Annotated in this window: 21 protein-coding genes; 12 read left to right on the forward strand and 9 right to left on the reverse strand. The window is 73.5% G+C overall.

Annotated elements, in window-relative coordinates:
• The first annotated feature begins 55 nt into the window (after nt 1-55).
• Nucleotides 56-652, forward strand: coding sequence for a precorrin-8X methylmutase (locus OG470_RS26035; protein ID WP_328416321.1), 597 nt, complete (start codon nt 56-58; stop codon nt 650-652).
• A complete protein-coding gene (gene cobA, locus OG470_RS26040; protein ID WP_328416323.1) occupies nt 649-2,313 on the forward strand; it encodes a uroporphyrinogen-III C-methyltransferase in 1,665 nt (554 codons plus the stop codon). Before OG470_RS26035 ends, cobA begins: the two co-directional genes overlap by 4 nt.
• A 3-nt stretch (nt 2,314-2,316) precedes the next feature.
• Here cobA and OG470_RS26045 read toward each other — a convergent pair whose 3' ends face one another.
• The 6 genes from OG470_RS26045 to OG470_RS26070 form a co-directional block, all read right to left on the reverse strand.
• Nucleotides 2,317-4,473 carry an FtsX-like permease family protein gene (locus OG470_RS26045; protein ID WP_328416325.1) on the reverse strand — a complete coding sequence of 719 codons (2,157 nt, stop codon included), beginning with the start codon at nt 4,471-4,473 and terminating at the stop codon, nt 2,317-2,319.
• Nucleotides 4,470-5,150, reverse strand: a complete 681-nt coding sequence (locus tag OG470_RS26050) for an ABC transporter ATP-binding protein (RefSeq protein ID WP_328416327.1) — start codon at nt 5,148-5,150, stop codon at nt 4,470-4,472. The genes OG470_RS26045 and OG470_RS26050 overlap by 4 nt, the downstream gene beginning before the upstream one ends.
• Nucleotides 5,147-5,671: a PadR family transcriptional regulator gene (locus OG470_RS26055; protein WP_328416329.1), complete on the reverse strand. Its 525-nt coding sequence runs from the start codon at nt 5,669-5,671 to the stop codon at nt 5,147-5,149. The genes OG470_RS26050 and OG470_RS26055 overlap by 4 nt, the downstream gene beginning before the upstream one ends.
• A 129-nt stretch (nt 5,672-5,800) precedes the next feature.
• Nucleotides 5,801-6,163, reverse strand: coding sequence for a fluoride efflux transporter CrcB (gene crcB, locus OG470_RS26060; protein ID WP_328416331.1), 363 nt, complete (start codon nt 6,161-6,163; stop codon nt 5,801-5,803).
• Complete coding sequence (locus OG470_RS26065; RefSeq protein WP_406079932.1) at nt 6,160-6,657, reverse strand: fluoride efflux transporter FluC; 498 nt, start codon at nt 6,655-6,657, stop codon at nt 6,160-6,162. Before OG470_RS26065 ends, crcB begins: the two co-directional genes overlap by 4 nt.
• Before the next feature lie 153 nt (nt 6,658-6,810).
• Nucleotides 6,811-7,569: a class I SAM-dependent methyltransferase gene (locus OG470_RS26070; RefSeq protein WP_328416335.1), complete on the reverse strand. Its 759-nt coding sequence runs from the start codon at nt 7,567-7,569 to the stop codon at nt 6,811-6,813.
• Nucleotides 7,570-7,905: 336 nt separating this feature from the next.
• On the opposite strand from OG470_RS26070, the gene paaK reads away from it, so the two are divergent.
• The 5 genes from paaK to OG470_RS26095 all read left to right on the forward strand — a co-directional run bounded on the left by paaK (nt 7,906) and on the right by OG470_RS26095 (nt 12,068).
• Complete coding sequence (paaK, locus tag OG470_RS26075) at nt 7,906-9,213, forward strand: phenylacetate--CoA ligase PaaK (RefSeq protein WP_328416337.1); 1,308 nt, start codon at nt 7,906-7,908, stop codon at nt 9,211-9,213.
• A gap of 31 nt (nt 9,214-9,244) precedes the next feature.
• The gene (gene paaI, locus OG470_RS26080) at nt 9,245-9,628 is read left to right on the forward strand and encodes a hydroxyphenylacetyl-CoA thioesterase PaaI (RefSeq protein WP_328426604.1); all 384 of its coding nucleotides are present in this window, start codon (nt 9,245-9,247) and stop codon (nt 9,626-9,628) included.
• A 10-nt stretch (nt 9,629-9,638) separates the two neighbouring features.
• Nucleotides 9,639-10,745 carry a nucleotide disphospho-sugar-binding domain-containing protein gene (locus OG470_RS26085; RefSeq protein ID WP_328416339.1) on the forward strand — a complete coding sequence of 369 codons (1,107 nt, stop codon included), beginning with the start codon at nt 9,639-9,641 and terminating at the stop codon, nt 10,743-10,745.
• Between the two features lie 55 nt (nt 10,746-10,800).
• A complete protein-coding gene (locus tag OG470_RS26090; protein ID WP_328416341.1) occupies nt 10,801-11,367 on the forward strand; it encodes a dienelactone hydrolase family protein in 567 nt (188 codons plus the stop codon).
• A gap of 86 nt (nt 11,368-11,453) precedes the next feature.
• Nucleotides 11,454-12,068 (forward strand): hypothetical protein, encoded by a 615-nt coding sequence (locus OG470_RS26095; protein ID WP_328416343.1) that lies wholly within the window; start codon nt 11,454-11,456, stop codon nt 12,066-12,068.
• Nucleotides 12,069-12,163: 95 nt separating this feature from the next.
• Here the strand turns inward: OG470_RS26095 and OG470_RS26100 are convergent, their stop codons facing one another.
• Nucleotides 12,164-14,626 (reverse strand): AAA family ATPase, encoded by a 2,463-nt coding sequence (locus OG470_RS26100; protein WP_328416345.1) that lies wholly within the window; start codon nt 14,624-14,626, stop codon nt 12,164-12,166.
• A 193-nt stretch (nt 14,627-14,819) separates the two neighbouring features.
• Between OG470_RS26100 and OG470_RS26105 the strand changes: the two genes are divergently transcribed.
• The 5 genes from OG470_RS26105 (at nt 14,820) to OG470_RS26125 (ending at nt 23,281) form a co-directional block, all read left to right on the forward strand.
• Nucleotides 14,820-17,717, forward strand: a complete 2,898-nt coding sequence (locus OG470_RS26105) for a helix-turn-helix transcriptional regulator (RefSeq protein ID WP_328416347.1) — start codon at nt 14,820-14,822, stop codon at nt 17,715-17,717.
• Nucleotides 17,718-17,851: 134 nt separating this feature from the next.
• The gene (locus tag OG470_RS26110) at nt 17,852-18,622 is read left to right on the forward strand and encodes a DUF5995 family protein (RefSeq protein WP_328416349.1); all 771 of its coding nucleotides are present in this window, start codon (nt 17,852-17,854) and stop codon (nt 18,620-18,622) included.
• A gap of 388 nt (nt 18,623-19,010) precedes the next feature.
• Nucleotides 19,011-19,400, forward strand: coding sequence for a hypothetical protein (locus OG470_RS26115; protein ID WP_328416351.1), 390 nt, complete (start codon nt 19,011-19,013; stop codon nt 19,398-19,400).
• An 87-nt stretch (nt 19,401-19,487) separates the two neighbouring features.
• Nucleotides 19,488-21,584, forward strand: a complete 2,097-nt coding sequence (locus OG470_RS26120; protein ID WP_442930982.1) for an amino acid transporter — start codon at nt 19,488-19,490, stop codon at nt 21,582-21,584.
• A gap of 185 nt (nt 21,585-21,769) precedes the next feature.
• A complete protein-coding gene (locus OG470_RS26125) occupies nt 21,770-23,281 on the forward strand; it encodes a hypothetical protein (RefSeq protein WP_328416352.1) in 1,512 nt (503 codons plus the stop codon).
• A 117-nt stretch (nt 23,282-23,398) separates the two neighbouring features.
• On the opposite strand, the gene OG470_RS26130 is transcribed toward OG470_RS26125, so the two are convergent.
• Both OG470_RS26130 and OG470_RS26135 read right to left on the reverse strand, forming a co-directional pair.
• On the reverse strand, nt 23,399-24,358 hold the full coding sequence (locus tag OG470_RS26130) for a TIGR03557 family F420-dependent LLM class oxidoreductase (protein ID WP_328416354.1): 960 nt from the start codon (nt 24,356-24,358) through the stop codon (nt 23,399-23,401).
• 261 nt (nt 24,359-24,619) lie between these two features.
• Complete coding sequence (locus OG470_RS26135) at nt 24,620-24,826, reverse strand: hypothetical protein (RefSeq protein WP_252415601.1); 207 nt, start codon at nt 24,824-24,826, stop codon at nt 24,620-24,622.
• Between the last annotated feature and the right edge of the window lie 51 nt (nt 24,827-24,877).

The following is a 24,877-nucleotide window of genomic DNA, read 5'->3' on the forward strand; positions in this document are numbered from 1 at the left end:
GCTGGGGGAACCGGTTCGGTGTCGCCCGGTCGGCTGCCGGTGTGGGGGAGCGGCGGTGAGCCGGGTGGTGCACCCCATCGAGGCGGAGTCGTACCGCATCCTGCGCGACCGGGTCGACCTGTCCCACCTGCCGCCGCTGAGTCGGGCGGTGACCGAGCGGGTGGTGCACGCCAGCGCCGACCTGGCGTACGTCGACGAGCTGGTCTGCGACGAGCCGGCCCTGGAGTCGGGGCTGGCCGCGCTGCGCGCCGGCGTGCCGGTGGTCACCGACGTGGCGATGGTCGCCGCCGGCATCACCCGAGCCGGCCTGGAGCTGGTCTGTCCGGTCGCCGAGCCGGCCGCCGCCGAGCTGGGCCGGACGGCCGGGATCACCCGCTCGGCGGCGGCCGTGCGGATCGCACTCGACCGGGTCGGGCCCGGCGCGGTCTGGGTGGTCGGCTGCGCGCCGACCGCACTGGTCGAACTGCTCACCCTGGACGCCGCGCCGGCGCTGGTCGTCGGCCTGCCGGTCGGCTTCGTGGGCGCTGCCGAGTCCAAGGCGGCGCTGCGGGCCAGTGGCCTGCCCGGGGTGTCCAACGTGGGGGAGAAGGGCGGTTCGGCGGTCGCCGCCGCCGCCCTCAACGCCCTGCTCTACGTCGAGGAGATGCCATGACCGGGTTGGTCATCGTCGGGCACGGCACGCGCAGCGTGGCCGGGGTCGACCAGTTCGCCGCGTTGGTCGAGCGGGTCCGCCGGCGCGGCGTCGTCGGTGATGTGGAGGGCGGCTTCATCGAGCTGTCCCGCCCGCCGCTGACCGACGCGGTCGGCGCGCTCGTGGCGCGCGGGCACCGGGCGTTGGTGGCGCTGCCGCTGGTGCTGACCGCCGCCGGGCACGGCAAGGGTGACATCCCCGCCGCGATGGGACGCGAGCAGGAGCGCCATCCCGGGCTGAGCTACCGCTACGGGCGTCCGCTCGGGCCGCACCCGCTGCTGCACGACGCCCTCGAACAGCGGATCGACGCGGCGCTGGCCGGGGCGGATCGGGCCGGCACGGCGCTGACTGGTGCGGACCGGGCCGACACGTGGGTCGCGCTGATCGGCCGGGGTTCCACCGATCCGGACGCCAACGCCGAGGTGGCCAAGGTGGCCCGGCTGCTCTGGGAGGGGCGTGGCTACGCCGGCGTGGAGCCGGGGTTCATCTCGCTGGCTGAGCCGTCGGTGCCGGGGGTGCTGGACCGGCTGCGTCGGCTCGGCGCGCGGCGGATCGTGGTCGCGCCGTACTTCCTGTTCGCCGGGGTGCTGCCGGACCGGATCGTCGCCCAGTCCGCGGAGTTCGCTGCCGCCCACCCCGAGCTGGACGTGCGGGTCGCCGACCTGATCGGCGACTGCGACGCGCTGGCCGACCTGGTCCTGGAGCGGTACACCGAGGCGCTGGGCGGAGACATCCGGATGAACTGCGACACCTGCGCGTACCGAGTACTGATGCCCGGCTTCGCCGACAAGGTGGGCCGCCCGCAGCGCCCGCACGACCACCCCGACGACCCGGTCGGCGGCCACCACCACCACGGCCACCACCACGGTCACGACCAGCACGACCACGGATCGGTCGCGGTGGTCGGCGGCGGGCCGGGACCCGACGACCTGATCACGGTACGCGGCAAGGCGCTGCTCGACGCGGCGGACGTGGTGGTGGTCGACCGCCTGGCCCCGCAGGGGCTGCTCGCCGGGCTGCGCCCCGACGTGCTGGTCGTCGACGCCGCCAAGGTGCCCCGTGGACCGTCGATGGACCAGGAGGCGATCAACGCGGCCCTGGTGACGCACGCCCGCGCCGGCCGGCGGGTGGTCCGGCTCAAGGGCGGCGACCCGTACGTGTTCGGTCGCGGCCACGAGGAGGTGCAGGCCTGCGCGGCGGCCGGCGTGCCGGTGACCGTCGTCCCCGGGGTGAGCAGCGCGTTCGCCGCGGCGGCGCTGGCCGGTGTGCCGGTGACCCACCGCGGGGTCGCGCACGACGTCACCGTGGTCTCCGGGCACCTGCCGCCCGGGCACCCCGATTCGCTGGTCGACTGGGCGGCGCTGGGCCGGGCCCGCGGCACGCTGGTGCTGCTGATGGCGGTGGACACCATCGCCAAGATCGCCGCCGCGCTGGTCGAGCACGGCCGTGCCCCGGACACGCCGGTGCTCGCCGTGCAGGACGCCGGCCAGCCTGACCAGCGTGCGGTGCCGGCCCGACTCGACGAGATCGGCGCTGTCGCCGCCCGGGAGGGCATCGGCCCGCCCGCCGTCTTCGTCCTCGGCCCGGTGGTCGACGTCGCGACCACCGGGCCGACGGCCTGACGACTACTCGCTGCGGGCGGTCTCCGGTCCGGTGATGCGTTCCAGCAGCGGCAGGGTGGAGGCGATGACGCCGAGGCAGGTGGCCAACCCGACGACGACGATCACGTAGAAGCGCGGCTCCGGCGCGATGAGCGTGTAGTCCATCTGGGCCCGAAGGAACAGATGAGCGGCGAGGAGGCCCATCCCGATGGCCACCGCGGCGACGGCGAGCATCGGTACGGCGCTCTCCAGCGCGACCACCCTGCGCAGGACCTGTACCGGTGCGCCGCTGAGGCGCAGCAGGCTGAACGGGCGCCTGCGCTCGGTGAGACCGCCGATCACACTGACCGCGAGGCTGCAACCGGCGAGCGCGAGGCTGGCGATGATAATGACGTTGGCCAGTTGTTCCCAGCCGCGCAGCGTGTTGGCAAAGCTCGACTCGAAGTCGCCGGGCACGTTCGGTGCCACCCGGAAGGTCGGGAAGGCGGCCTCGAGGACGGTGCGCGAGCGCTCGACGGCGGCGGCGGAACCGTCCGTGCCGACGACGATCGACAGCACCGGCAGCCGCTGGAGATCGCCGAGCGGGACCGACGCGGTCTGCCAGACCCTCGTGGGCGACGCCGATTCCCGGAAGGGGATGAAGCCCATCGCGACCTCGGCGACGCCTGCGCCGTCGGCGCACCGGCCGTACGCGCTCGGGAGGTCGGTGCACGCGATCAGCCCGGGCTCGCTGGCGCTCAGCCTGTCCGGGTTCTCGCGTACCGTGGCCGCGAACCGTACGCCGCGGGTCGAACGCAGTTCGGAGAACAGCGCGTCGGGCACCGATGGTGCCTCCCTGCCGAAGTCCATGGACACGGTGCCCGCCTCGGTCGAGCCGATCGGCGCCGGCCCGCGGTTGGCGACGATCGTGGTGATCACGCCGACGGCCACGCTCGTGACGAAGAGCGCGACCATGATGCCGCTGATCGCCCGGAAGCCGGCCTTCGGGTTGTCGGCGAGGCGTCGCGCGGCGATGAGAGTGGCGGGGCGGCCGGCGTACCGGGCCATGACCCGGGCGCCGACCATCGTCAACCACGGGCCGGCGAGGACCAGGCCGGCCATGATGAGCAGCAGGCCGGGCAGGAACACCGCGGTCTGGCCGTCGGAGGTCTCGGGCCGGTAGCCGATGGCGAAGAACAGCACAGCGACGCCGAAGAGGATCGGGATCAGCCGGTACGCACGCGGCGCGCGTGGGGTGACCCGACGGGTGACGCCGAGCGGCGAGATTCGCACGCGGCGCAGCGAGACCTGGGCTGCCACCGCCGCGCCGGCCGGGACGCCGAGCGCCACGAGCAGCACGTCCAGCACGCCCAGCGACATGTCGCTGGGAAAGAACGGCATGCCGGTGAACGGGATGTCCGCCATCGGGCCGCGCAACGCGTAGAACAGCACGAAGCCGAGGGCGGTGCCGGCGACGGCCGCGGCGGTCGCCTCCACCGCGGCGACCATCGAGATCTGCTTCGGTGTCGCGCCGACCAGGCGCATCGCGGCGAAGCGCTGCTCCCGACGGGCTGCGCTGAGTCGGGTGGCGGTGCCGATGAAGATCAGCACCGGAAACAGCAGCCCACCGGCGATCACGCCCAGGATGAGGTTCACCGTCGTCTCGGGGATTGCGGGAGTGTCGCCGACGCTGGTGACCTGCCTGGCGAGGGGCAGCCCGGCGACCTCGTCCTGGGTGCCACCCATGATGACGAGCAGGGTGTCCGGCGAGGTCAGTGCGGCCGGGCCGACGGTGCCGAGGTCACGTCCCGGGTAGCGGTCGCCCAGTTGGTCGGCCGGCTGAGCGGCCAGCAGTTCGCGCAACGCGGGCGAGGCGTAGTACTCCCCGGGGCCAGGGGTGGCAGGGATGCCGACCGGGGTGGGCGCACTTTGTCCGCTGGCTGCCACGTCGATCCGGATGATCTGCTTGCCGTGGAAGTAGTCCTCCCGGGTCGACCACCACAGGGGATCGACGTCGCCGCCCGTCGAGGCGCTGGGATACACCGATGCGGACCGGGTGAGCTGCGCGTTGACGGCGTTGACCCCGGCTAGGGTGGTCAGCAGCAGTCCGCTGCCGACCGCGACGGCGGCGGCGATGACGGCCAGGCGGGTGAGCGCCTCGCGGCCGCCGGCCACGGCGAGGCGGAGCCCGAAGCCGATCATGAGGCGATCCGGTCCGGCGCGTTCACGCGCCCGTCGCGGACCATGACCTCACGGTCGGCGTACGCGGCGATCCTGGGCTCGTGGGTGACCAGGATGACCGTGGTGCCCTGCTCGCGGGCGGCGCTGACGAGCAGGTCCATGACCTGCTCGCCGGTGAGCGAGTCGAGCGCGCCGGTCGGCTCGTCGGCGAAGAGCACCTGTGGCTCGGCGACCAGGCCGCGGGCGAGGGCGACGCGTTGCGCCTGCCCACCGGACAGCTCACCCGACCGCCGCTGCTCCAGGCCGTCCAGGCCGAGGCGCTCGAACCAGGTGTGCGCCCTGCGCAGCGCCTGCGTCCGGCGCACGCCGCTGAGCAGCAGCGGCAGGGCGACGTTCTCCACGGCGGTCAGCTCGGGGACGAGCTGGCCGAACTGGAACACGAAGCCGAAGCGGTCCCGGCGCAGGCTGCTGCGCTCGGTCTCGGCCATGGCGTCGACCCGGGCACCGTCGAAGAGGATCTCGCCGGAGTCGGGCACGAGGATGCCGGCCAGGCAGTGCAACAGGGTGGACTTGCCCGAGCCGCTGGGCCCCATGACGGCGAGGATCTCACCCGCGTCCACGGCGACGCTGGCGCCGCGCAGTGCGGGGGTCTGACCGAAGGAGAACTCCACGTTGCGTGCTTCGATCACGACGCTCACGGCCGCACCTCCTTCTTCAGGGCGTCCAGTCGGGCGCCGGTCATCTCGATCCACCGGAGGTCCGCCTCCAAGTGGTACAGGCCGTGGTCGGCGAGCAGCGCGTCGACCAGGTTGCCGGTGCGCTTGACCTCGGTGAGCTCGCGCATCCGCCGCAGGTGCGCGCCGCGCTGCGTGTCGAGGTATTCGTCGGCCGGACGATCCAGCATCAGCGCGAGCACGACCTTCGCGAAGAGCACGGTCTGCAGGTGTGGCTCCGGCTCGACCGGCTGGGTCAGCCACTGCTCGACCTCGGTCGCGCCGACGTCGGTGATGATGTAGCGCTTGCGGTCGGGGCCCGAGCCGGGGGCGACGTCGCTGATCACCACCTTCCCGTCCCGGGCCAGGCGGCTGAGGGTGGAGTAGACCTGGCCGAACGGCAGCGGTTTGCCCCGCCCGAAGAAGGCGTCGTAGTCGCGCTTCAGGTCGTAGCCGTGGCTGGGCTCCCGTTCGAGGAGGCCGAGAAGTGTCAGTGGCACGCTCATGCCAGGACAATACACCGGGGGTATACCCCGCGTATATATCCTCGGTATCTTGTGGGCGGCCAGCCGATCAGGGCGTGGGCGCTGACGGGTGTCGGGGTGGGGCGGGGTTTCCCGCGCGTCTCCGCGCGGTCAGCCGGTCAGGGCGCGGGCCAGGGCGTAGCCGGCGGTGACCGCGGCGAGCCCGGCGGCGACGCTGGTCAGCACGTTGGCCAGCGCGAGGAGCCGGTTGCCGGTCTGGGCCAGGCGCAGCGTCTCGTAGCTGAAGGTGGAGTAGGTGGTCAGCGCGCCGCAGAACCCGGTGCCGAGCAGCGCGCTGACCGCCGGGCCGGCCGGCAGCCCGACGAGCACGCCGAGCAGCAGCGACCCGACCACATTGACGGTCAGCGTGCCCCAGGGGAACGCCGAGTCGTGCCGGGACTGCACGGCCCGGTCGGTGAGGTAGCGCAGCGGTGCGCCGACGGCCGCGCCCAGGGCGATGAGCAGCACCGTCATCGGCTGACCCGCCGTGCTCGGCGACGCAGCAACCCGGCGGTGGCGGCGTCGCCCAGCCCGACCGCGACCAGTGCCCCGACCACGGTCGCGGCCAGGTAGGCCAGCGCGGTGCCCGGAGAACCCGCGACCAGCGCCTGCTGGATGTCCACCGCGTACGTGGAGAACGTGGTGAACCCGCCGAGCACCCCGACCCCGAGGAACGGGCGGACCAGCGGACGCCCACCGCTGAGGTGCGTGAGTGCCGCCATCAGCACGCCGATCAGCAGGCAGCCGGACAGGTTGACGCCGAACGTCGCCCACGGGAAGTCGGTGGGCGCGTGGGGGGCGGCGTGTTGCAGGCCGGCCCGGGCCAGCGCGCCGAGCACGCCGCCGGCCGCGACCGCAGCGAGAACCGTGGCTGGACGGGTGCTCAGCTCGTCGCGGTCGGCGGGGACGCGAAGGTCGACGTCCGGGTCGGTACGCGGCTCGAATGATCCGGACACGGGCCCTCCCACCAGCACGGGTGTCACTGGCAGGGACCGTTGGCGAGTGGTGTCGCGGTTTCCCCGGCGCACGCCGGGACGGCGGGCCCCACCGCCGGGGAGCCCGTTGGCTCCGGCGCCAGCATATCGCCGGACGAGCCGCGCGTTCGCGCTCCCGGCCGGCTGTCAGCGAACCGCCCCCACGGCGGCGTCGGGGCCGCCCCGCCACACCGTGCCGACCTCGGTGAACCCGGCCGTGGTGAGCGCGGCCAGGTGCCAGGAGACCGGCGGGTTCCACTCCGGGCTGTGCCCGGTCGGGTAGATGGCGTGCCGCTGGGTGACCAGTGGACCGAGCACCGGGTCGGCACCGGCCCGCTCCCACCACTCCGACCAGGAGGGGACCGCGCCGGCGGCGTACCGGGCGGCGCGCCGGTCCCGCGCCCGGTCGAGCAGCCGCTTGGTCAACTCCGGCAGGGAGTCGTCGGGCATGTGGTCGGCGTTGACGAAGATCCCGCCCGGTCGCAGCATGTCGCGGATCTCGCCGTAGAGCGCACCGAGCCGGTCGGCCGGCAGCCAGTGCAGCGCGGTGGCGGTGAGCACGCCGTCGTACTCCTGATGGGGGAGCGCGGAGCGCCACTCGGGGGCGCCGAGGTCGGCGGTGACGATGGTGGCCCGATCCGTCAGTGAGGCACCGGCGATGGCCAGCAGCGCCGGGTCGAGGTCCACCAGGGTCACCTCGGCGGTGGGGAAGCGCGCCAGCACTCGGAGCGAGATGGTGCCGGTGCCGCCGGCCAGGTCAAGCAGGCGCGGCGGTCGGCCGTCGAGGACCGCGTCGACAGCGTCGAGCATGGCGGTGAACCGGTGTTCCCGGTCCGGCAGGTACGCCTCCTGCTGGCGGTCCCAGCTCTCCTGCCACGCCGACGCATTCGTGATGTAAGGAGTCATGGCGATCAGGCTAGTTACGACTCAACGTGTCTGTCCAGACCTTATTGCCAATCACTTGCAATTGCTAGGTGATTGCAATGCGATGATCGCAGTGGCGCCGGGTCGGGTCATCCGCCCGCCCCGGCGCCACCTTCGCGAGCGGCGCGGCAGGGGTCGCGCTCGCTGGCGGACGCGTCGGCCCAGGCGGAGGCCACCCCGAGCTGGCGCCCCCGGTCGACGCGCTGCAGCGACTACCAAGCGCCCAGCCCTGCTCCGGGGGCGGCGGTGGTGAGCCCTCCGGGCCGGGCGTACGGTACCGGCAGCCGTGCCGGGACCGTCGCGCGAAGGAGGCAGGCGATGCAGGACCGCACCCCTCGCCCCGAGGAGTTGGAGCCCATCGAGCGGGCCGGTGTCGACGAGCTGCGAGCCCTGCAACACGAGCGGCTGCGCTGGTCGTTGCGGCACGCGTACGACAACGTGCCGCACTACCGCCGGAGTTTCGACGAGGCCGGCGTGCACCCCGACGACTGCCGGGACCTCGATGACCTGGCTCGCTTCCCTTTCACCGGCAAGGCGGAGCTGCGGGAGAACTACCCGTTCGGCATGTTCGCCGTACCCCGGGAGCGGGTCGCCCGGCTGCACGCCTCCTCCGGCACCACCGGCCGGCCGACGGTGGTCGGCTACACCCGCGAGGACCTGCGGACCTGGGCCCGGCTGATGGCCCGGTCGATCCGCGCCTCCGGCGGCCGTCCCGGCGATCGGGTGCACGTGGCGTACGGCTACGGGCTGTTCACCGGCGGTCTCGGCGCGCACTACGGTGCCGAGGAACTGGGCTGCACGGTCATCCCGGTCTCCGGCGGTATGACCGAACGACAGGTCATGCTGATCCGCGACTTCGAACCCGAGGTCATCATGGTCACGCCCAGCTACATGCTGGCCATCGTGGACGAGATGCAGCGCCAGGGCGTCGACCCGCGGGCCACCTCGCTGCGGGTGGGCATCTTCGGCGCGGAACCGTGGACCGAGGACATGCGCCGCGAGATGGAGGACCGGCTGGACATCCACGCGGTCGACATCTACGGGCTCTCCGAGGTGATGGGGCCGGGCGTGGCCACCGAGTGCGTCGAGACCAAGGACGGTCTGCACCTCTGGGAGGACCACTTCTACCCGGAGATCATCGACCCGCTGACCGGCGCGGTGCTGCCCGACGGCGAGCAGGGCGAGCTGGTGCTCACCTCGCTGACCAAGGAGGCGATGCCGGTCGTCCGCTACCGCACCCGGGACCGGACCCGGCTGCTGCCCGGCACCGCCCGCCCGATGCGCCGGATCGAGAAGATCACCGGCCGGACGGACGACATGATGATCGTGCGCGGGGTGAACATCTTCCCCACCCAGATCGAGGAGCTGATCCTGCGGACCCCGCAGCTGTCGCCGCACTTCCAGTGCGTGCTCGACCGGCAGGGCCGGCTGGACACCCTGACGGTGCGGGTGGAGCGGCGGGCCGGAGTCGGCGTGGACGTCGCCGAGCGGGCGGGCGTGACCCTGGTCGAGCTGGTGAAGAACACCATCGGGGTGAGCGTGGCGGTCGACGTGCTCGCCCCGGACGGCGTGGAGCGCTCGGTGGGCAAGATGCGGCGCATCGTCGACCAGCGGCGGGCAAGCTGAGGTGACCGAACAGCGCAATCCGGCGTACGACATGTTCGACGCCGACGTGGCCTCGCGTGGCCTCGGCATCGAGCTGGTCGAGGCTGGCGACGGTGCGGCGGTGGCCCGGATGCGGGTGACCGAGCGGATGCTCAACGGCCACGCGATCGCCCACGGTGGCTTCGTCTTCCTGCTCGCCGACACCGCCTTCGCGCTGGCCTGCAACAGCCGGGGCCCGGTCACCGTCGCCGCCGGCGGCGAGATCACCTTCGTCCGTCCGGCCGGTGCCGGTGACCTGCTCACCGCCCGTGCCACCGAGCGCACCCGGTACGGCCGCAGCGGCATCTACGACGTCACCGTCACCCGGGACGATGGCGCGGTGGTCGCGGAGTTCCGGGGGCGCAGCCGGACCCCGGCGTCGCTTCCGTCGACATAGGATCCCGGCCATGCGCGTGTTGGTGGTGTCCGCGCCGCTGGTCGGCCACGTCTTCCCGCTGGTGCCGCTCGCCGTGGCGTTGCGCGACGCCGGCCACGATGTGCTGCTGGCCACCGGTGGCGGTGGGCTTGCCGCCGCCGGGGCTGGCCTGTCGGTGCACGACGTCGCGCCGGGCTTCGACTTCGGCCGGATCGCGCTGCGGGTCTTTCCCCGCCATCCGCTGATCGCCCGGGCCGAGCTGGCCGGCACCGCCGGCACCCGGGGCGCCGGCCTGCTCTTCGGCGCGCTCAACGACCAGCTCACCGACCCGGTCGTCGAGCTGGCCACCGAGTGGCGGCCGGACCTGGTGGTGTACGAGCCGTTCGCGGTGGCCGGCGCGGTGGCCGCCGCCCGGCTGGGTGTGCCGGCGGTCCGGCAGGAGAACGCCCTCTTCGACGGGCGCGACCTGGTCCAGGCCACGTCCGCCCGGCTCGGCGCCGCGCTGCGCCGGCACGGCCTGAGCGAGCTGCCGCCACCGGCCGCCGCCCTTGCCGTGGCACCGCCGAGCGTGGCGACGCAGGAGGGGTGGCCGATGCGGTACACCTCCTACGTGGGCGGCGGTGAGCTGCCGCCCTGGCTGCGGGAACCTGGTGAACGCCCCCGGATCCTGGTCACCCGCAGCACCCTGACCGGCCCCGGCGACAAGGGGCCGATGCCCGCCGTGGTGGCGGCTGCCGCCCAGGTGGATGCCGAGTTCGTGCTGGTCCGGCCGGACCGGCGGTCGGCCCGTACGCTGCCCGACAACGTCCGGATGGTGGACTGGATCCCGCTCGACGAGGCGTTGCCGGCGAGCGCGGCGCTGGTCCACCACGGCGGGGCGGGCAGCTGCTTCGGCGCCCTCGCCGCCGGCCTGCCGCAGATGGCCACGGTCGGCCCGGGAGACCGCCGGCACAACGCCGAGCTGGTGGCTCGCCGCGGCGCCGGCCTGGCGCTGCGTCCTCGCGACATCACCCCGGAGACGCTGACCCGGCTGTTCACCGACGAGCGCCTGCGGACCGCCGCCGGGCAGGTCAGCCGGGAGATCGCCGCCATGCCGCCGCCGTCCGACCTGGTGGCCCGGCTGGCCGCGCTGGTCTGACGGCCGGCCCGCGTGGCCGCACCGGATCGACGCCCAGCTGGGGCAGGATGGCCGGATGCGACACGTCGTGCTGTTCCACTCCGTGTACGGGCTGCGGCCCGCCGTGCGCGCCGCCGCGGACCGGCTGCGCGCCGCCGGACACCGGGTCGTCACCCCGGACCTGTACGGCGTTCCGGCCACCGACACCGTCGAGGAGGGCTTCGCGCTGCTCGACAAGATCGGCCAGGACGTGGTGCTCGACCGGGCTCGGGCGGCGCTGCGGGAACTGCCGGCGGAGGCGGTGCTCGCCGGCTTCTCGATGGGTGCCGGCGTGGCCGGGGCGCTGCTGGCCGAGCGTCCCGACAGCGCCGGTCTGCTCCTGCTGCACGGCACCGGTGGGGCGCCGGAGTCGGTCCGGCCCGGCCTGCCGGTGCAGCTGCACCTCGCCGACCCGGACCCGTACGACGCGCCGGACGAGGTCGACGAGTGGCAGCGGGCGATGACCGAGGCCGGCACCGACCTGACGGTCTTCCGCTATCCGGGCGTGGGGCACCTGTTCACCGACCCGGACGTCGCCGAGTACGCCCCGGAGGCCGCCGCGGCGACCTGGCCACGGGTGCTGGCTTTCCTCGCCGCCCCCTGAGCACCTGTCCGGGCCCAACGACTGTCGATGGTTGCGGCACTTTTCTAGCGTGAGGACAGACTCCCGTCCTCGAAGGGCACGTAGCCGTGAATGAGACAGTCCTCAGTGTCGTCGGTCTGGTGCTGGTCGCGGTATCACTCGGCTTCTCCGCACTGCAGACCCGGGAGGTCGCGAGACAGAGCCGCATCAACAACGGGATCGGGTCGGCCGCCGCCCTCGTGGAGGTCAACAACCTCATTCGCGCCTGGCACGAACGGCTGCTCCACGACCCGTCGGCACGCCCGTACTTCTTCGACGGGAAGCCCGCCACGGCGGACGACGTGGAGCGGCCGAAGGTGTTGACCCTCGCGGAACTGCTCGGCGACGTACTTGAGTGCAACCTGCAGATGGCCTCGCTCCTGCCCGCCTTCAACTTCGCTCATTCGTGGCACCACTGGCCCGCGCAGATGTTGCGGCAGAGCCCGGTTCTCGTCGAGGTGGTGGAGCGCTACCCCGACTGGTGGCCGACGCTCCACCTCCTGCAACAGAAGATCCGTGAGTCCAACGGTGAACCACTGACCCACCCGCTCGTCCCCGGGCGCACATCCCGTTGGTCGGTCGCCTCGCTCCGACGTCCACAGAGACGTCTGCCTCAGGCACGCGGAAGCCAAGCGGACACTCCGACGGTGACCCCCACTGCACCCTCGGCCCCGCAGCAATAGCCTTGCCGCCTGGACCGGCGCCTACCCTGCAACTGCCGTAGGGGTTCGGTAGATCTCCGTACCTCGCCCACCAGCCCACATCCGCCGACGGACCGTCAGGCGGACGCGGCCAGGCCGTCCGGCCAGCGGATCAACGGCGGGCGGGGCACGGCGTGCGCCGCGCCGGGCGGAGCACCGACGACGGCCAGCGCGCCGTGGCCGGGCAGGGGGCGTCGCCCGGCTGACCCCGGCCCGGTGGGTGCCGCGCGGACCGATGCCGGCGAAGGGTCGGCGCCCGCACCGGTCGGCGATGCCGGAGCGGCTACGGGCGGATGACCCCCGGAGAGGGTCGCCACGGGCGCGCCGAGCCGGGAGGCCGCGCGGTCGACGTCGAGCGCAGAGGAACGCGTCGACGGCATGTCGCCCGTCGACGCGACGGCGCGGAGCCGGCGGACGGCCGCCGGACGGCTGATCCCGGAACTCGGCACGGGCGGCGGGGCCGCCGCCGTCGGGGTGGGGAGGTGTCGGCGCAGCGCCGCAGGCTGGACGGACCCGCGCGGCCGCGCCGCGGGCTGGACGGACCCGCTCGGTCGCGCCGCGGCCAGCTCAGCGAAGACGGCGTCAAGGCGGCGGGCCTGGGAGCGGACGGCGTCGAGGCGCACGACCTCGGCGCGTGCGGTGGCAGCGCCGACACGCTCGGAACCAACGGCGGCAGACTTGGCGCCGACGACGGGGTCGCCGGCAGGCCGGTCGGCGGCGGGGCTCGCCTCCCGTCGAAGCACGTCCGGGTCGACGGCGTCGAGGTGGCTGGTGTCGAGGTGACTGGCGTCGAGTTGGACAGCGTCGAGGCGGGCGGCGTCGGCGGCCCGGTGGGCGAAGACGGCGCGCAACGCGCGGGGCAGTCGCTCGGCGGCGACCCGGCGCAGCGCGGGCGCCGCGAACGCGTACCCGCTGGCGCGGCGGGGGAACAGCAGCCCGGCGGCGACGAGCGCGCGCAGAACGGGAGCGGACCGCCCGGGGGTCCAGCCGAGCACCCGGTCCAGCGCCGCGTCGGAGATCACGCCGTCGAGCGTGCCGGCGGCCATCAGCACCGCCCGGCGCTCGCCGTCGAGCCGGTCCAGCTCCGCGCCGACGGCCCGGCGCACCGCCTCCGGCAGCGGGAGCGCCGCCGGGTCCGCACCATCCCCGATGGATGCCACGTACGCGGCCGCATGCCCGGGTCGGCCGCCCACCAGCGGCAGCAGCCGGTCGACCAGGGCCACCGGCTGCCCGGCGCGGGTCAGCAGCTGACGCAGCAGTCGCCCGGACTGCACTGCGGCCAGCGGCCGGATCGCCATTCGCCGGGCGGGGCCGGGCCGGGTGTCGGCCCACTGGGGCTGGTGCAGGGTGACCACGGCCAGCGGCACCCGTCGCGCGGTGGCCGCGGTGAACAGCGCGTGCAGGAAGCGGCTCACCGCGGGCGCGGCCCGGTCCAGGTCGTCCACGGCGACGAACAGCGGCCGGTGGGCGGCCAGGCGTAGCAGGGCGTCCCGGCAGATCGCCGCTCCGGCCAGCGCTGCGGCCGAGCCGTCCGGTGCGGTCAGCAGCCGCTCCAGCGCCGGCACCGCCGCCGCGACCCGGGCCGGCGGGAGCAGCGGCGTCAGGGCGTTGGCCAGCCGGTCGCGGACCATCGCCGGGCCGTCACCGTGGCGGATCCCGGCGAAGTCGCGGAGCAGCTCCGCGACCGGCGCCAGCACCTGGTCGGGGTACGGCTGGCAGGTCGCCACGCACCAGCGCACCGCCACTCCGTCCACCGTGGTCAGCGAACGGGTCAGTTCGTGCAGCAGTCGGCTGCGGCCGCTGCCGGTCGGGCCGACCAGGGACACCCAGCGCGGGTTCTGCTCGCGGACCGCCCGGCTCAGCTGGTCCCGGAGGGTGGCCAGCTCGCGGCGGCGGCCGATCAGCGGGCCGTCGTGCCGGTCGGCGCTGGGTCGTACGGGGCCGACGGCGTGCCAGACCGGCATCGGCGGCACCCGACCGGAGACCGGCACCGGCGCCAGTTGGCGCTGGGCGATCAGGCCGGCGGTGGCCCGGGCGGTGGTCGCGCAGAGCGCGACGGCGCCGGGTGGCGCGTACTCCTGCAGGCGGGCAGCCGTGGTGATCACCGCGCCGCTGGCCACGCCGTGGCCGCCGCTGACGGCGCCGCCCAGGTCGACCACCACCTCGCCGGTGGCCACACCGACCCGCACCCGCAGCTTGATGGCCCCGACCATCTGCCGACGGTCCAGCGCGGCCTGGATCTCCAGTCCGGCACGGACCGCGCGGTACGCGTCGAAGCCGTCGGAGTGCCGCGCGCCGAAGAGCGCCATCACCGCGTCGCCGACGTACTTCTCGACCATCCCGTGCCAGCGGTGCAGCACGCCGGCGACGGTGTCGAAGTAGGCCCGTTGCAGCGCCCGGACGTCCTCCGGGTCCAGCCGGTCGACCAGCGCGGTGGAGCCGACGATGTCGGCGAAGAGCACGGTTACCGTGCGTCTCTCCTCCGGCACTGGCCAGTGTGGGTGGGCGGTCCGCTGCATGTCGACGACGGTCGTGGTCATGGGTGTCGCACCGGCCTTTCCCCAGCTGATGGTTGACGACCTTCGGAGATTGGCACTCCTGGGCCGACAGGGGATCGGCAGAACGACGTATGTCGGCCCACCGCAACCTTTAGTCGCAATGTCGACGCGAGGAGTACCACAAGCGGGAGATGGCCGTAGAACGGTTCGGGGGCGTGTGATTAGGCTGCGTGCCATGGCCAGCGATGTGGACACCGCACCGCTCGTGGGCCGAGCCGAGCTGGTGCAGACGGTTCGGACCGCGCTGCTCGGTGACGTCTCGCACGGGCAGACCGCCGCCGTCTTCCTGACCGGTGAGAGTGGCGTGGGTAAGACCCGGCTGCTCGGCGAGATCGGCGCCCGGCTGCGCGACCAGGGCGCACTGGTGCTCACCGGCAGTTGTCTGGACATCGGCGACGCCTCCCCGCTGCACCCGCTGTTGCAGGCGTTGCGGCGCTTCGACGCTGATTTGTCCGCCTCGCAGGCCCGCACCTCCTCGGCGGTCCGTGGGCTGTTGCAGATGTTCGCCGACGAGACCGCCGGCCCGGACGGCGCGGGCGCGCTGCTGGAGCGGGTCTCCCGCGGGCTGCACCTGATCGCCGAGGGACGGCCGCTGGTGCTGATCCTGGACGACCTGCAGTGGGTCGACCGGAGCACCCGGCAGCTGCTGCTGTACCTGCTGGCCGGGCTCGGCGACCTCCAGCTCTCGGTACTGGCCGCGGTGCGTGCCGAGTCGTTGCAGGGCGCCCACCCGCTGCGCCGCGTGCTCACCGAGCTGCGCCGGTTGCGGACGGTGCGGGTGCTCGACCTGGCCCCGCTGGACCGGGCGGGCACCGAACGGCTCGCCGCCGCGGTGGTCGGCCGGACCCTGTCCGCCGACGCGGCCGAGCAGGTGTGGCAGCGCAGCGGCGGCAACCCCTTCGTCATCGAGGAGTTGGCCCGCGACCTGCGCGACGGCCGGGACGGGCTGTCCGAGACGCTGCGCGAGATCTTCCTCGCCCGGGTCGACGCGCTGCCCCAGCACGCACACGCGGTGGTGCACGCGGTGGCCACCGGCGTCGAGCCGGTGCAGCACTGGATGCTGGCCCAGGTGCTCCGGCTGCCGGAGGAGGAGCTGATCGAGGCCGCCCGCGCCGCGGTGGCGCACCGGCTGCTGGTCGGCGCCGACGACGGCTACCGGCTGCGGCACCGGCTCGTCGCCGAGGTGCTGGCACACGAGCTGCTACCGGCCGAGCGCTCCGGGCTGCACCGCCGCTACGCCGAGGCGTTGACCGCGGCACCGGGCGAGCTGCACCAGGCCCGGTTGGCGCACCACTGGCGGCTGGCCGGTGAGCCGGCCCGGGCGTTGCCGGCGGCGGTGGCCGCCGCGCAGGAGGCCGAGCGGCTGCACGGCTACGCCGAGGCGCACCGGCACTGGTCGGCGGCGTTGCAGCTGGCCGGTGACCCGGGCTCGCTAACGGTGGACCGGGTCGAGCTGCTCGGGCACGCCGCCGAGTCGGCCCACCACTGTGGGGAGCACGCCCGCGCGCTGGCCCTGCTGGAGGAGCTGGCCACGGTGCAGGGTGGCGAGCCGACCTGCGCGCTGCACATCCGCCGGGCCCGCTACCTGGCCGCCGCGGGGCGCTCGGCGCTGGCCGAGGAGGAGTACCAGCGGGCGTTGGTGGCGGCGGACTGCTCGCCACGTGACCGGGCCACCGCCGCCGCGCACCTGGCCGAGCTGCTGCTGCACCTGGGCCGGTACGCCGACGCCGGGCGGCGAGCCCGGGAGGCGCTGGAGTTGGCCGCCACGGTGGAGGGTTCCGCCACCGAGGTGGTGCTGGCCAGTGCGGCGCTCGGCTTCAGCGACGCCTACCTGGAGGACCCGGACGCCGGGCTCGCGGTGATGCGCCAAGCCCTCGACACCGCCGAGCGCGCCGGTAAGCCGGAGGATGTGGCCTGCGCGTACCTGCACCTGGCGGAGCTGCTGACCGGGCCGCTGAACATCCTCGAAGAGGGCGTGGTGGTGGCCCGGCGGGGCGCCGAGCGGGTGGCCGAGCTGGGGCTGGGCCGCACCTGGGAGACCCGGCTGCTGGCCATCGCCACCAACGGCCTGTTCCGCGTGGGCCAGTGGGCCGAGGCGGAGAAGGTGGTCGCCGCCGCGCTGCGGCACCGCCCGTCCGGCGCGGACGCCGTGGAGCTGCTCCTGGCCCGGTGCCGGCTCTCGGTGGGCTACGGCGACATCGAGGCCGCCGGCCGGGACCTCGACGCGGTCGCCACCGTGCTCGCCGGCGGCGGAGCGCGGCACGTCATTCCGCTGCTCACCCTGCGTGCCGGGCTGGCCATGTGGGAGGGCCGGCACGACGTGGCGCGCCAGGCGGTACAGCGGGGCCTGACCGAGAGTCGCTCCGACGACGTGACGATCCTCTCCGCGCTGGTCTGGCACGGCCTACGCGCCGAGGCGGAGGCGCACGCCAGCCGCACCGTCGCGGTGGACCCGACGGCGGTGCGCCGGCTGCGGGAGACCGCCGAACGGGTGGCCCGCAAGAGCGCGTCCGCGGCCCGACCGGTGCGCTCGGTTGTGGACGGCTTCCTGGCGCTCTGCGCCGCCGAGGTGAGCCGCCTCGACGGCAGCGACCCGGAGCTGTGGGCCAACTCGGTCGCCGAGTGGGACCGCCGCAACCACCCCTACCCGGCGGCGTACTCGCGGCTGCGGCAGGCCGAGGCGCTACTGGCCCGGCGCAGCCGGGTGGCCACCGCCGGCAAGCTGCTGCGCGAGGCGTACGGGGTGGCGCAGGGGTTGGGTGCGGTGCCGTTGACCTCGGAGATCCGGGAGCTGGCCGGGCGAGCCCGGGTGCCGCTGGAGGAGCGCGAGGCCACCAACGGCACGCCGGGTACGGCGGCCGAGCCGGTCGACGACGAGCTGGCGGCGCTCACCGCGCGGGAGCGGGAGGTGCTCTCCCTGGTCGCCGAGGGGCTGACCAACAAGGAGATCGGGCAGCGGCTGTTCATCAGCGAGCGGACCATCGGCGTGCACGTGTCGCACATCTTCGACAAGCTCCAGGTCCGCACCCGCGTCCAGGCCAGCGCGATCCAGTTGCGCAACCGGCGCGGCTGACCGACCGGTCCGTCAGCCGACGCCTGTGCGCGCCGGGATACGTCGTTCTACTGATCCGACGGGCGGGTGTCGGCTGAAAGGCTGAGCACCGTCGACGGCGGCACGGGGGTGCTGCGGACCACCATGGAGGAGAGATGACCGAACCGGTCTGGGGGCCCGTGCACCGGGACATCGTCGACCTGCTCGCCGACCACCCCGCGGATGTGCCGGCCGTGGTCGATCACCTCACCAAGCTCCAGGACATGCTGGTGCGGCTGCCTCCGCTGGAGGAGAGCTGCCCGCTGGCGGACTTCAACAAGCTGTACCTGACCATCACCAGCAGCGTGCTGGACGGGCTGTACGACGACCGCTTCGTCGACCCGGCGTTCCTCTCCCGGCTGGACGTCGAGTTCGCGGCGCGGTATTTCGACGCGATGCGACTGTGGACCGACTCCAGCCCGGGCACCCCGAAGGCCTGGTCGTGCCTGTTCGAGCGGATGCGTGGGCCGGATGCGCGCCCGCTGCCCTCGGCGGCCGCCGGGGTCAACGCGCACATCAACTTCGACCTGCCGTTCGCGCTGGTGACCACGTTCGACCACCTGGAGTCGGAGCCGGTCGACGGCAGCGACCAGCACCACGACTACCTCGAGATCAACAACATCTTCGCGGACAAGATCCCCGGCCTGCGCCGGGGTTACCTGGAGCGGTGGCAGCTGCTCATCGACATGCTCAACGGTGACATCGACGACTGGTACCAGGGGGAGCTGGTCGAGTACACCCGCGATGTCGCCTGGCGCAACGCGCAGAAGATCTGGCGGTGCCGGCACGATCCGGAAGCCCGCGAGTGTGAGCGCACGCGGTTGGACGACAACGCCGCGGCGCTCGGTCGGCTGCTGCTCTCGCCCCTGGGGGCGTTCCTGCAGTAGCCGGGACGGGGGGTTCCCGCGCTCCGCCCCGGGGGGGTGGGCGGAGCGCGGGGACGCATCCCCTCCCGCCAGCTCCACGTGGCCGGTCCGAGAATTCGGTCGACCTCGAGGGGACAGCCGGTCGACCCGGGGGGTGCCGACCGGCTGACACCGGCGGCCGGCCCGGGGCGGGCCGGCCGCCGGTGGGGGAGAGGCGGCGGGGAGGACGGCGGGAGATCCGGCGGGACGAGGGGTGTCGCCGGGCAAGTTCCGGGTACGCCCGCGCCATGACCGTCCTGGCCCGGCGCCGGCCCGCCGCCCGACCCCGGCCCGCGCGGCCCGGCCCACTGCGGCCGGGCGGCCCGGTGCCTCGACCCACCATCCGGCCCGGTGCGGGATGACCGGCCCCGTGACGCGGTTCCCGTTCCGCTTCGACCCGGTGTTCCGCCCCGCCCTGGCGCTGTTGGGCGTCCGGCCGGCAACCGCCTGGGTCACCGTCAGCGACCGGGAACTGCTGATCCGGTACGGGCCGTGGCAGTTGCGGACCGCTCGGGACAACGTGACCGGCGTCGAGGTGAGCGGCCCGTACCGGTGGTGGCGGGCGATCGGCCCGCACGTGTCGCTGGCCGACCGCGGTGTGAGCTTCGGCAGCACCGCGGCAGGCGGGGTCTGCCTGCGCTTCGGCGTACCGGTGCCGGCCCTGGCGCCCGGGGGGTGGCTCCGGCACCCGGCGGCCACGGTGACCGTCACCGACCCGCCCGCCCTGGCGCGGCTGTTCGCCGGCCCGGACCTGCCCTGAGCAGGCCGTCTGCCTGCCCGGTTCCACCGGCCGGGCCACCACGCACCGCCTACGGTCGGATCAGGACCTGCGAGGGTGGGACGGGCGATGGCTGACGAGCACCGGGCGAAACCACGACGCGGCAGCGGACGTCGCCACCCGCCCACCGGGCCGGACCCCGCGCTGCGCGCCGCCCGCGACCCGGCCCGCGCGCACCCGGGCGGCCGGCAGGGTGTCGTGATGCCCGAACGGGTGGCCAGCCCGGTACGGCCGGCGCCGCCGGCGAGCCCGCTGCGCCGGTGGTTCTTTCAGCACCAGGTGCAGCCGCCCGGCCCGGAGGCGACCGAGGGGCAGAGCCGGGCGCACTCCTGGTGGCAGGTGATGTGCCTGACCGGCGTGGACTACTTCTCCACCCTGTCGTACCTGCCGGGCATCGCGGCGGTGGCGGCCGGCGCGCTCTCCCCGCTCGCGACCCTCCTGATCGTCGCCCTCACCCTGTTCGGAATGCTGCCGATGTACCGGCGGGTGGCCCAGGAGAGCCCGCACGGGCAGGGCTCGGTGGCGATGCTGGAGCGGCTGCTGCCGTTCTGGCGGGGCAAGATCTTCGTGCTCGTGCTGCTGGGCTTCGTGGCCACCTCCTGGATCATCACGATCACCCTCTCCTCGGCCGACGCGACCGTGCACCTGCTGGAGAACCCGTACCTGCCGGACACCCTGCACAACCCCGTCGTTCCGGTCGTGGTCACGGTGGCGCTGCTGCTCATCCTCGGCGGGGTGTTCCTGCTCGGCTTCCGCGAGGCCGTGGTGGTGGCCATCCCGCTGGTCGCGGTCTTCCTGCTGCTCAACGCGGTGATCGTGGTGGTCGCGGTGTCCCGAATCGTCGCCGACCCGGGCATCGTGTCGGACTGGACCGCCGCGCTGACCGCCGAGGGCGGCGGGTTGGGCAACGTGCTGCTCACCGCCGTCATGGCCTTCCCTCTGCTGGTGCTGGGGCTGTCCGGGTTCGAGACCGGGGTCAGCATGATGCCGCTCGTGGCAGCCGACGGGCCGGACCCGCAGGCCCGGCTGGCTGCCCGGATCCGCAACACCCGCCGGCTGCTCACCACCGCCGCGTTGATCATGTCGGTCTACCTGATCTCGACCACCTTCGTGACCACGGCGCTCATCCCGGCCGAGGAGTTCCGGCCGGGCGGCGCCGCGAACGGCCGGGCGCTGGCGTTCCTGGCGCACCGCTACCTGGGCGAGGTCTTCGGCACCGTCTACGACGTGAGCAGCGTGTTCATCCTCTGGTTCGCCGGCGCCTCGGCGATGGCCGGCCTGATCAACATCGTGCCCCGCTACCTGCCCTCCTACGGCATGGCCCCGGAGTGGGCGCGGGCGGTGCGCCCGGTGGTCATCGTCTACACCCTGGTCAGCGTCGCCATCACGATCGCGTTCCGGGCCGACGTCAACGCCCAGGCCGGGGCGTACGCCACCGGGATCCTGGCGATGATGGTCTCCGGCGCGGTGGCGGTGACCATCTCCGCGGCCCGCCGTCGCCAGCGCTCGGCCGCCGTCGGCTTCACCGTGCTGACCCTGGTGCTGCTGTACGCGCTGCTGGAGAACGTCGTCGAGCAGCCGGACGGAATCACTATCTCCGCGCTGTTCATTCTCGGCATCGTCGTGGTCTCGCTGATCTCCCGGGTCACCCGGACCACCGAGCTGCGCGCCGAGCGGATCGAGTTCGACGAGCCGGCCCGCCGGTTCCTCGCCGAGTCGCTGGCACACGACGGGCAGCTGCACCTGATCGCGAACAAGCGGCAGAGCGGGTCGGTGAAGGAGTACACGATCAAGGAGCGTGCGCAGCGCGGGATGAACCCAGTGCCCGGGGCCGCCGACGTGCTGTTCCTGGAGATCGACGTGGTCGACCCGTCGGAGTTCAGGCACGTGCTGCGGGTGCACGGGGTCGAGGTGGGCGGGTTCCGGGTGCTGCGGGCCAGCAGCCCTGCCGTGCCCAACGCGATCGCCGCGATCCTGCTGGCCCTGCGCGACGCCACCGGGGTCCGGCCGCACGGGCACTTCGAGTGGTCGGAGGGGAGCCCGATCGCGCACCTGCTGCGTTACCTCATCCTCGGCCGGGGAGACACTCCGCCCGTGGTGCGGGAGATCATTCGCCGCACCGAGCCGGACCCGCTGCGCCGGCCCGGTATCCACGTCGGCGGGTGACCGTGGTGACCGTTCCGTGCACCGTTTGACAACTTTAAAGGTGAATGGCAGCACTATTCACGTTCACACCTTCCTGTCCGTATTTCGGACTTATCGTGACCTTTGGTGGTCGGCGGCACGTCGAGCCCCCCGCGCCCGGATCGGCGCGCGGTCACGTTCACGCAGGCAGGAAGGTAGGCACCTTGATGTCCACTTACCGCGGAGGAGATCGCCCGGCCCGACCCAGGCGGCGGTCCCGATGGTTCTTAGCCGGCGGGCTCCTGGCCGGGAGCCTGGTGGTGGGAGCGGCCGGCGTCGCCGCCGCCGACCGCGACCTCTCCCTCTCGGGCCTGGGCAGGTTGACCGCCGCCGAGGCGCGGGGTGAAGACGACCGGGAGGCCGCCGACCCGACTGCCCCGGAGCGCGACGGGGGCCGCGGCGGCGAGCCGGGCCAGCCGAACACGCCGGGCACCGGCAAGCGCGGCGTCGTGTCGGTGCCCTGCGACGCGGCGAAGCTGGTGGCGGCGCTGGTGGCAGCCAACGCCGAGGGTGGCGCGGAGCTGCGGCTCGCGCCCAAGTGCCGGTACACCCTCACCGACGCGTTCCAGGAGAAGGACCAGTACGACGGTGGGATCCGCGACGCGCGGGAGGCGGCCGACGCCGCGGAGACCCCCGGTGACGCGGACGCGCCGCCGCACAACCCGGCCGACGACACCGCCGGCCTGCCGGTGATCTACCAGCCCATCACCATCGACGGCGCCGGCGCCACCATCGCCCGCGACGCCCAGGCCGCGGCGTTCCGCTTCTTCACCGTCCGCGACGGTGGCGAGCTGACCCTGCGCGACGTGGAGCTGCACAACGGCCGCTCGGCCATCGAGGGCGGCAGCGTGCACGTGGTGCACGGCGCCACGGCCGTGGTGGAGCGGGTCACCGTCACCCAGAGCACCTCGCTGTCCCCGGAGGGCGGCGGCGGTGGGATCTTCAACGACGGCAACATGGTGGTCACCGACTCCACCTTCATCGGCAACAGCGCCGCCGGCGCCGCGGGCAAGGGCGGGGGCCTGCTCAACGGCGGCGTACTGACGCTGAAGCGCTCCGAGTTCCACCGCAACAGCGCCAACGCCTACGGCGGAGGGCTTGGCAACTACCGGGGCGCGGCCGAGGTGGAGAGCACCACCTTCGCGGAGAACAGCGCCGGCCAGGGTGGCGGGCTGGCCAGCTTCTCGGCCCGGACCAAGGTCTACGAGAGCGAGCTGCTGAACAACACCGCCCAGGTCGGCGGCGGCGCCGCGAACTCCGACGCGGTGCTGGTGATGCGCAAGATGACCATCCGCGGCAACACCTCCACCGTCAACGGCGGTGGCATCTCCACCGTGCAGGGCCTGCTGCCGCTCGACGACAGCGTGGTCGACGGCAACACCACCCACGGCATCGGCGCCGGCATCTACGCCGCCAAGTCGAACCTGCTGGTTCGCGGCAGCGACGTCACCGGTAACGAGGCGGTCGGCGCGACGTCCAAGGGCGGCGGCATCTTTGCCACCGCGGGCTCGGTGGCGATCTACACCAGCAAGGTCACCGGGAACGCGGCCACGGTGAAGCCGAGCGGCATCTTCGCCGAGCACGCCGGGGCCAGGATCGACGACGAGAGCGTGGTCGTCGAGAACGAGCCGACCAACTGCGAGGGCAGCGCGGTACCGATCGCGCACTGCTTCCGCTGAGCGGCGACCCGCGCAGCCATCCGGAGCGCGGCCGGCCGCCCGGACGATCACGGCGATCGTCCGGGCGGCCGGTGTCGTCACGGCTCGCGGCGGCTGTCGTTCACGGCTGGCGGCGACTCAACCCAGCGCGCGCAGCCGACCGGACAGCTCTCCGGCGAAGAAGTCGAGGAAACCATCCGGGTCGGGCCCGGCGTTCTGCAGCACGATGTGGTCGAAGCCCGCCTCGACGTACGACCGGACCTTGGCCACGTGCGGCTCCGGGTCGGGTCCGACGGCGAAGAGCTCGCGGATGTGCTTCTCCTCGACGTACGAGCTGGCCGCGTCGAAGTTGACCGGGTTGGGCAGCTCGCTCATCACCTTCCAGCCGGTGACCATCCACCGGCTGGTCTGCAACACCGCCCGCACCGCCTGCTGCTCGTCGCTGGCCCAGGCCAACGGCGCCTCGGCGTAGCGCGGGCCCGCTCCGCCGGCGCGCCGGTAGTGCTCGACGATCGACGTCTCCGGTTCGGTGGCGAACAGTCCGTCACCAAGCTCGGCGGCGAGCCGGGCCGACGCTTCGCCGCTGGCCGCCACCGCGATCACCGGCGGTGTGTCCGGCAGGTCGAAGAGCCGAGCGTCCTCCAGGTGCAGATGCCGGCCCTCGTACGACTGGTAGCCGCCCTGCCAGAGCAGCCGGATGATCTCCAGCGCCTCGCGCAGCCGTTCGTGCCGGCCCTGCACGCTGGGGAAGCCCTGCCCGACCACATGCTCGTTGAGCCGCTCGCCGGCGCCCACGCCGAGGGTGAACCGCCCGTCGGAGATCAGCGCCATGGTCGCCGCGGCCTGCGCGATGATCGCCGGGTGGTAGCGCACGGTCGGGCAGGTGACACCGGTGGCCAGGCGCAAGTTGCTGGTCTTCGCCGCGATCGCGCCGAGCACGCTCCAGGTGAACGACGAGTGGCCCTGGACGTCCAGCCAGGGGTGGAAGTGGTCGCTCATCTCCACGAAGTCGAAACCGACCTGCTCCGCCCGGACGGCCTGCCGGATGATCTCCTGCGGCCCGTAGCCCTCCGAGGCCAGCTTGTAGCCGATCTGCATGCCATGCTCCCGATTCGGTCCGGTTCCGCCCGGCGACTGACGCCGGAGCGGTTCCCGGCCTCGGGACCGACAAACGCGGGACGGCCAGCTAGCCAGCCTCCTAGGACGCCTTAGGCGATGTGCGGTGCCTCCGACGGCCGCGTGGACCCCGGCGGGGGACGGACGGTCGGCGGAGCCTCCGACGCGCCCGCGTTCCGCTGGAGCCTGGGCCGGACAGCGAACGGCCCGCGCCCCGGACGGGCGCGGGCCGGCGTCTGCGTCCTACTTGGACGGCTCCGGCAGCTTACAGTCGACCTTGGGGTTGGCGCCGATGTAGTTCAGTGGCCCGGCCACGATGGTGACCAGGATGGTGCCGGCTTCGGCGCAGTTGGTGTCGTCACCGCTGTAGTAGCCCCGCTGGCCGCCGGCGATCGCGCCGATGATCAGCCAGATCACGACGATGACTCCGAGTATCGAGGTGCCGCGCATCGCTGCCTCCTGAAGGAATGTGGTGGGTCGAGGTGCAGGCGTTGTACCCAA

The sequence above is a fragment of the Micromonospora sp. NBC_00389 genome (assembly GCF_036059255.1).
Lineage (GTDB): Bacteria > Actinomycetota > Actinomycetes > Mycobacteriales > Micromonosporaceae > Micromonospora.

Coding starts and splice junctions, on each gene's coding strand:
- paaK (WP_328416337.1), top strand. CDS start 7,906: ATGCAGGACCGCACCCCTCGCCCCGAGGAGTTGGAGCCCATCGAGCGG.
- OG470_RS26125 (WP_328416352.1), top strand. CDS start 21,770: ATGTCCACTTACCGCGGAGGAGATCGCCCGGCCCGACCCAGGCGGCGG.
- OG470_RS26105 (WP_328416347.1), top strand. CDS start 14,820: ATGGCCAGCGATGTGGACACCGCACCGCTCGTGGGCCGAGCCGAGCTG.
- OG470_RS26070 (WP_328416335.1), bottom strand. CDS start 7,569: ATGACTCCTTACATCACGAATGCGTCGGCGTGGCAGGAGAGCTGGGAC.
- OG470_RS26110 (WP_328416349.1), top strand. CDS start 17,852: ATGACCGAACCGGTCTGGGGGCCCGTGCACCGGGACATCGTCGACCTG.
- OG470_RS26085 (WP_328416339.1), top strand. CDS start 9,639: ATGCGCGTGTTGGTGGTGTCCGCGCCGCTGGTCGGCCACGTCTTCCCG.
- crcB (WP_328416331.1), bottom strand. CDS start 6,163: ATGACGGTGCTGCTCATCGCCCTGGGCGCGGCCGTCGGCGCACCGCTG.
- OG470_RS26100 (WP_328416345.1), bottom strand. CDS start 14,626: ATGACCACGACCGTCGTCGACATGCAGCGGACCGCCCACCCACACTGG.
- OG470_RS26130 (WP_328416354.1), bottom strand. CDS start 24,358: ATGCAGATCGGCTACAAGCTGGCCTCGGAGGGCTACGGGCCGCAGGAG.
- OG470_RS26120 (WP_442930982.1), top strand. CDS start 19,488: ATGGCTGACGAGCACCGGGCGAAACCACGACGCGGCAGCGGACGTCGC.
- cobA (WP_328416323.1), top strand. CDS start 649: ATGACCGGGTTGGTCATCGTCGGGCACGGCACGCGCAGCGTGGCCGGG.
- OG470_RS26135 (WP_252415601.1), bottom strand. CDS start 24,826: ATGCGCGGCACCTCGATACTCGGAGTCATCGTCGTGATCTGGCTGATC.
- OG470_RS26045 (WP_328416325.1), bottom strand. CDS start 4,473: ATGATCGGCTTCGGGCTCCGCCTCGCCGTGGCCGGCGGCCGCGAGGCG.
- OG470_RS26090 (WP_328416341.1), top strand. CDS start 10,801: ATGCGACACGTCGTGCTGTTCCACTCCGTGTACGGGCTGCGGCCCGCC.
- paaI (WP_328426604.1), top strand. CDS start 9,245: ATGTTCGACGCCGACGTGGCCTCGCGTGGCCTCGGCATCGAGCTGGTC.
- OG470_RS26055 (WP_328416329.1), bottom strand. CDS start 5,671: ATGAGCGTGCCACTGACACTTCTCGGCCTCCTCGAACGGGAGCCCAGC.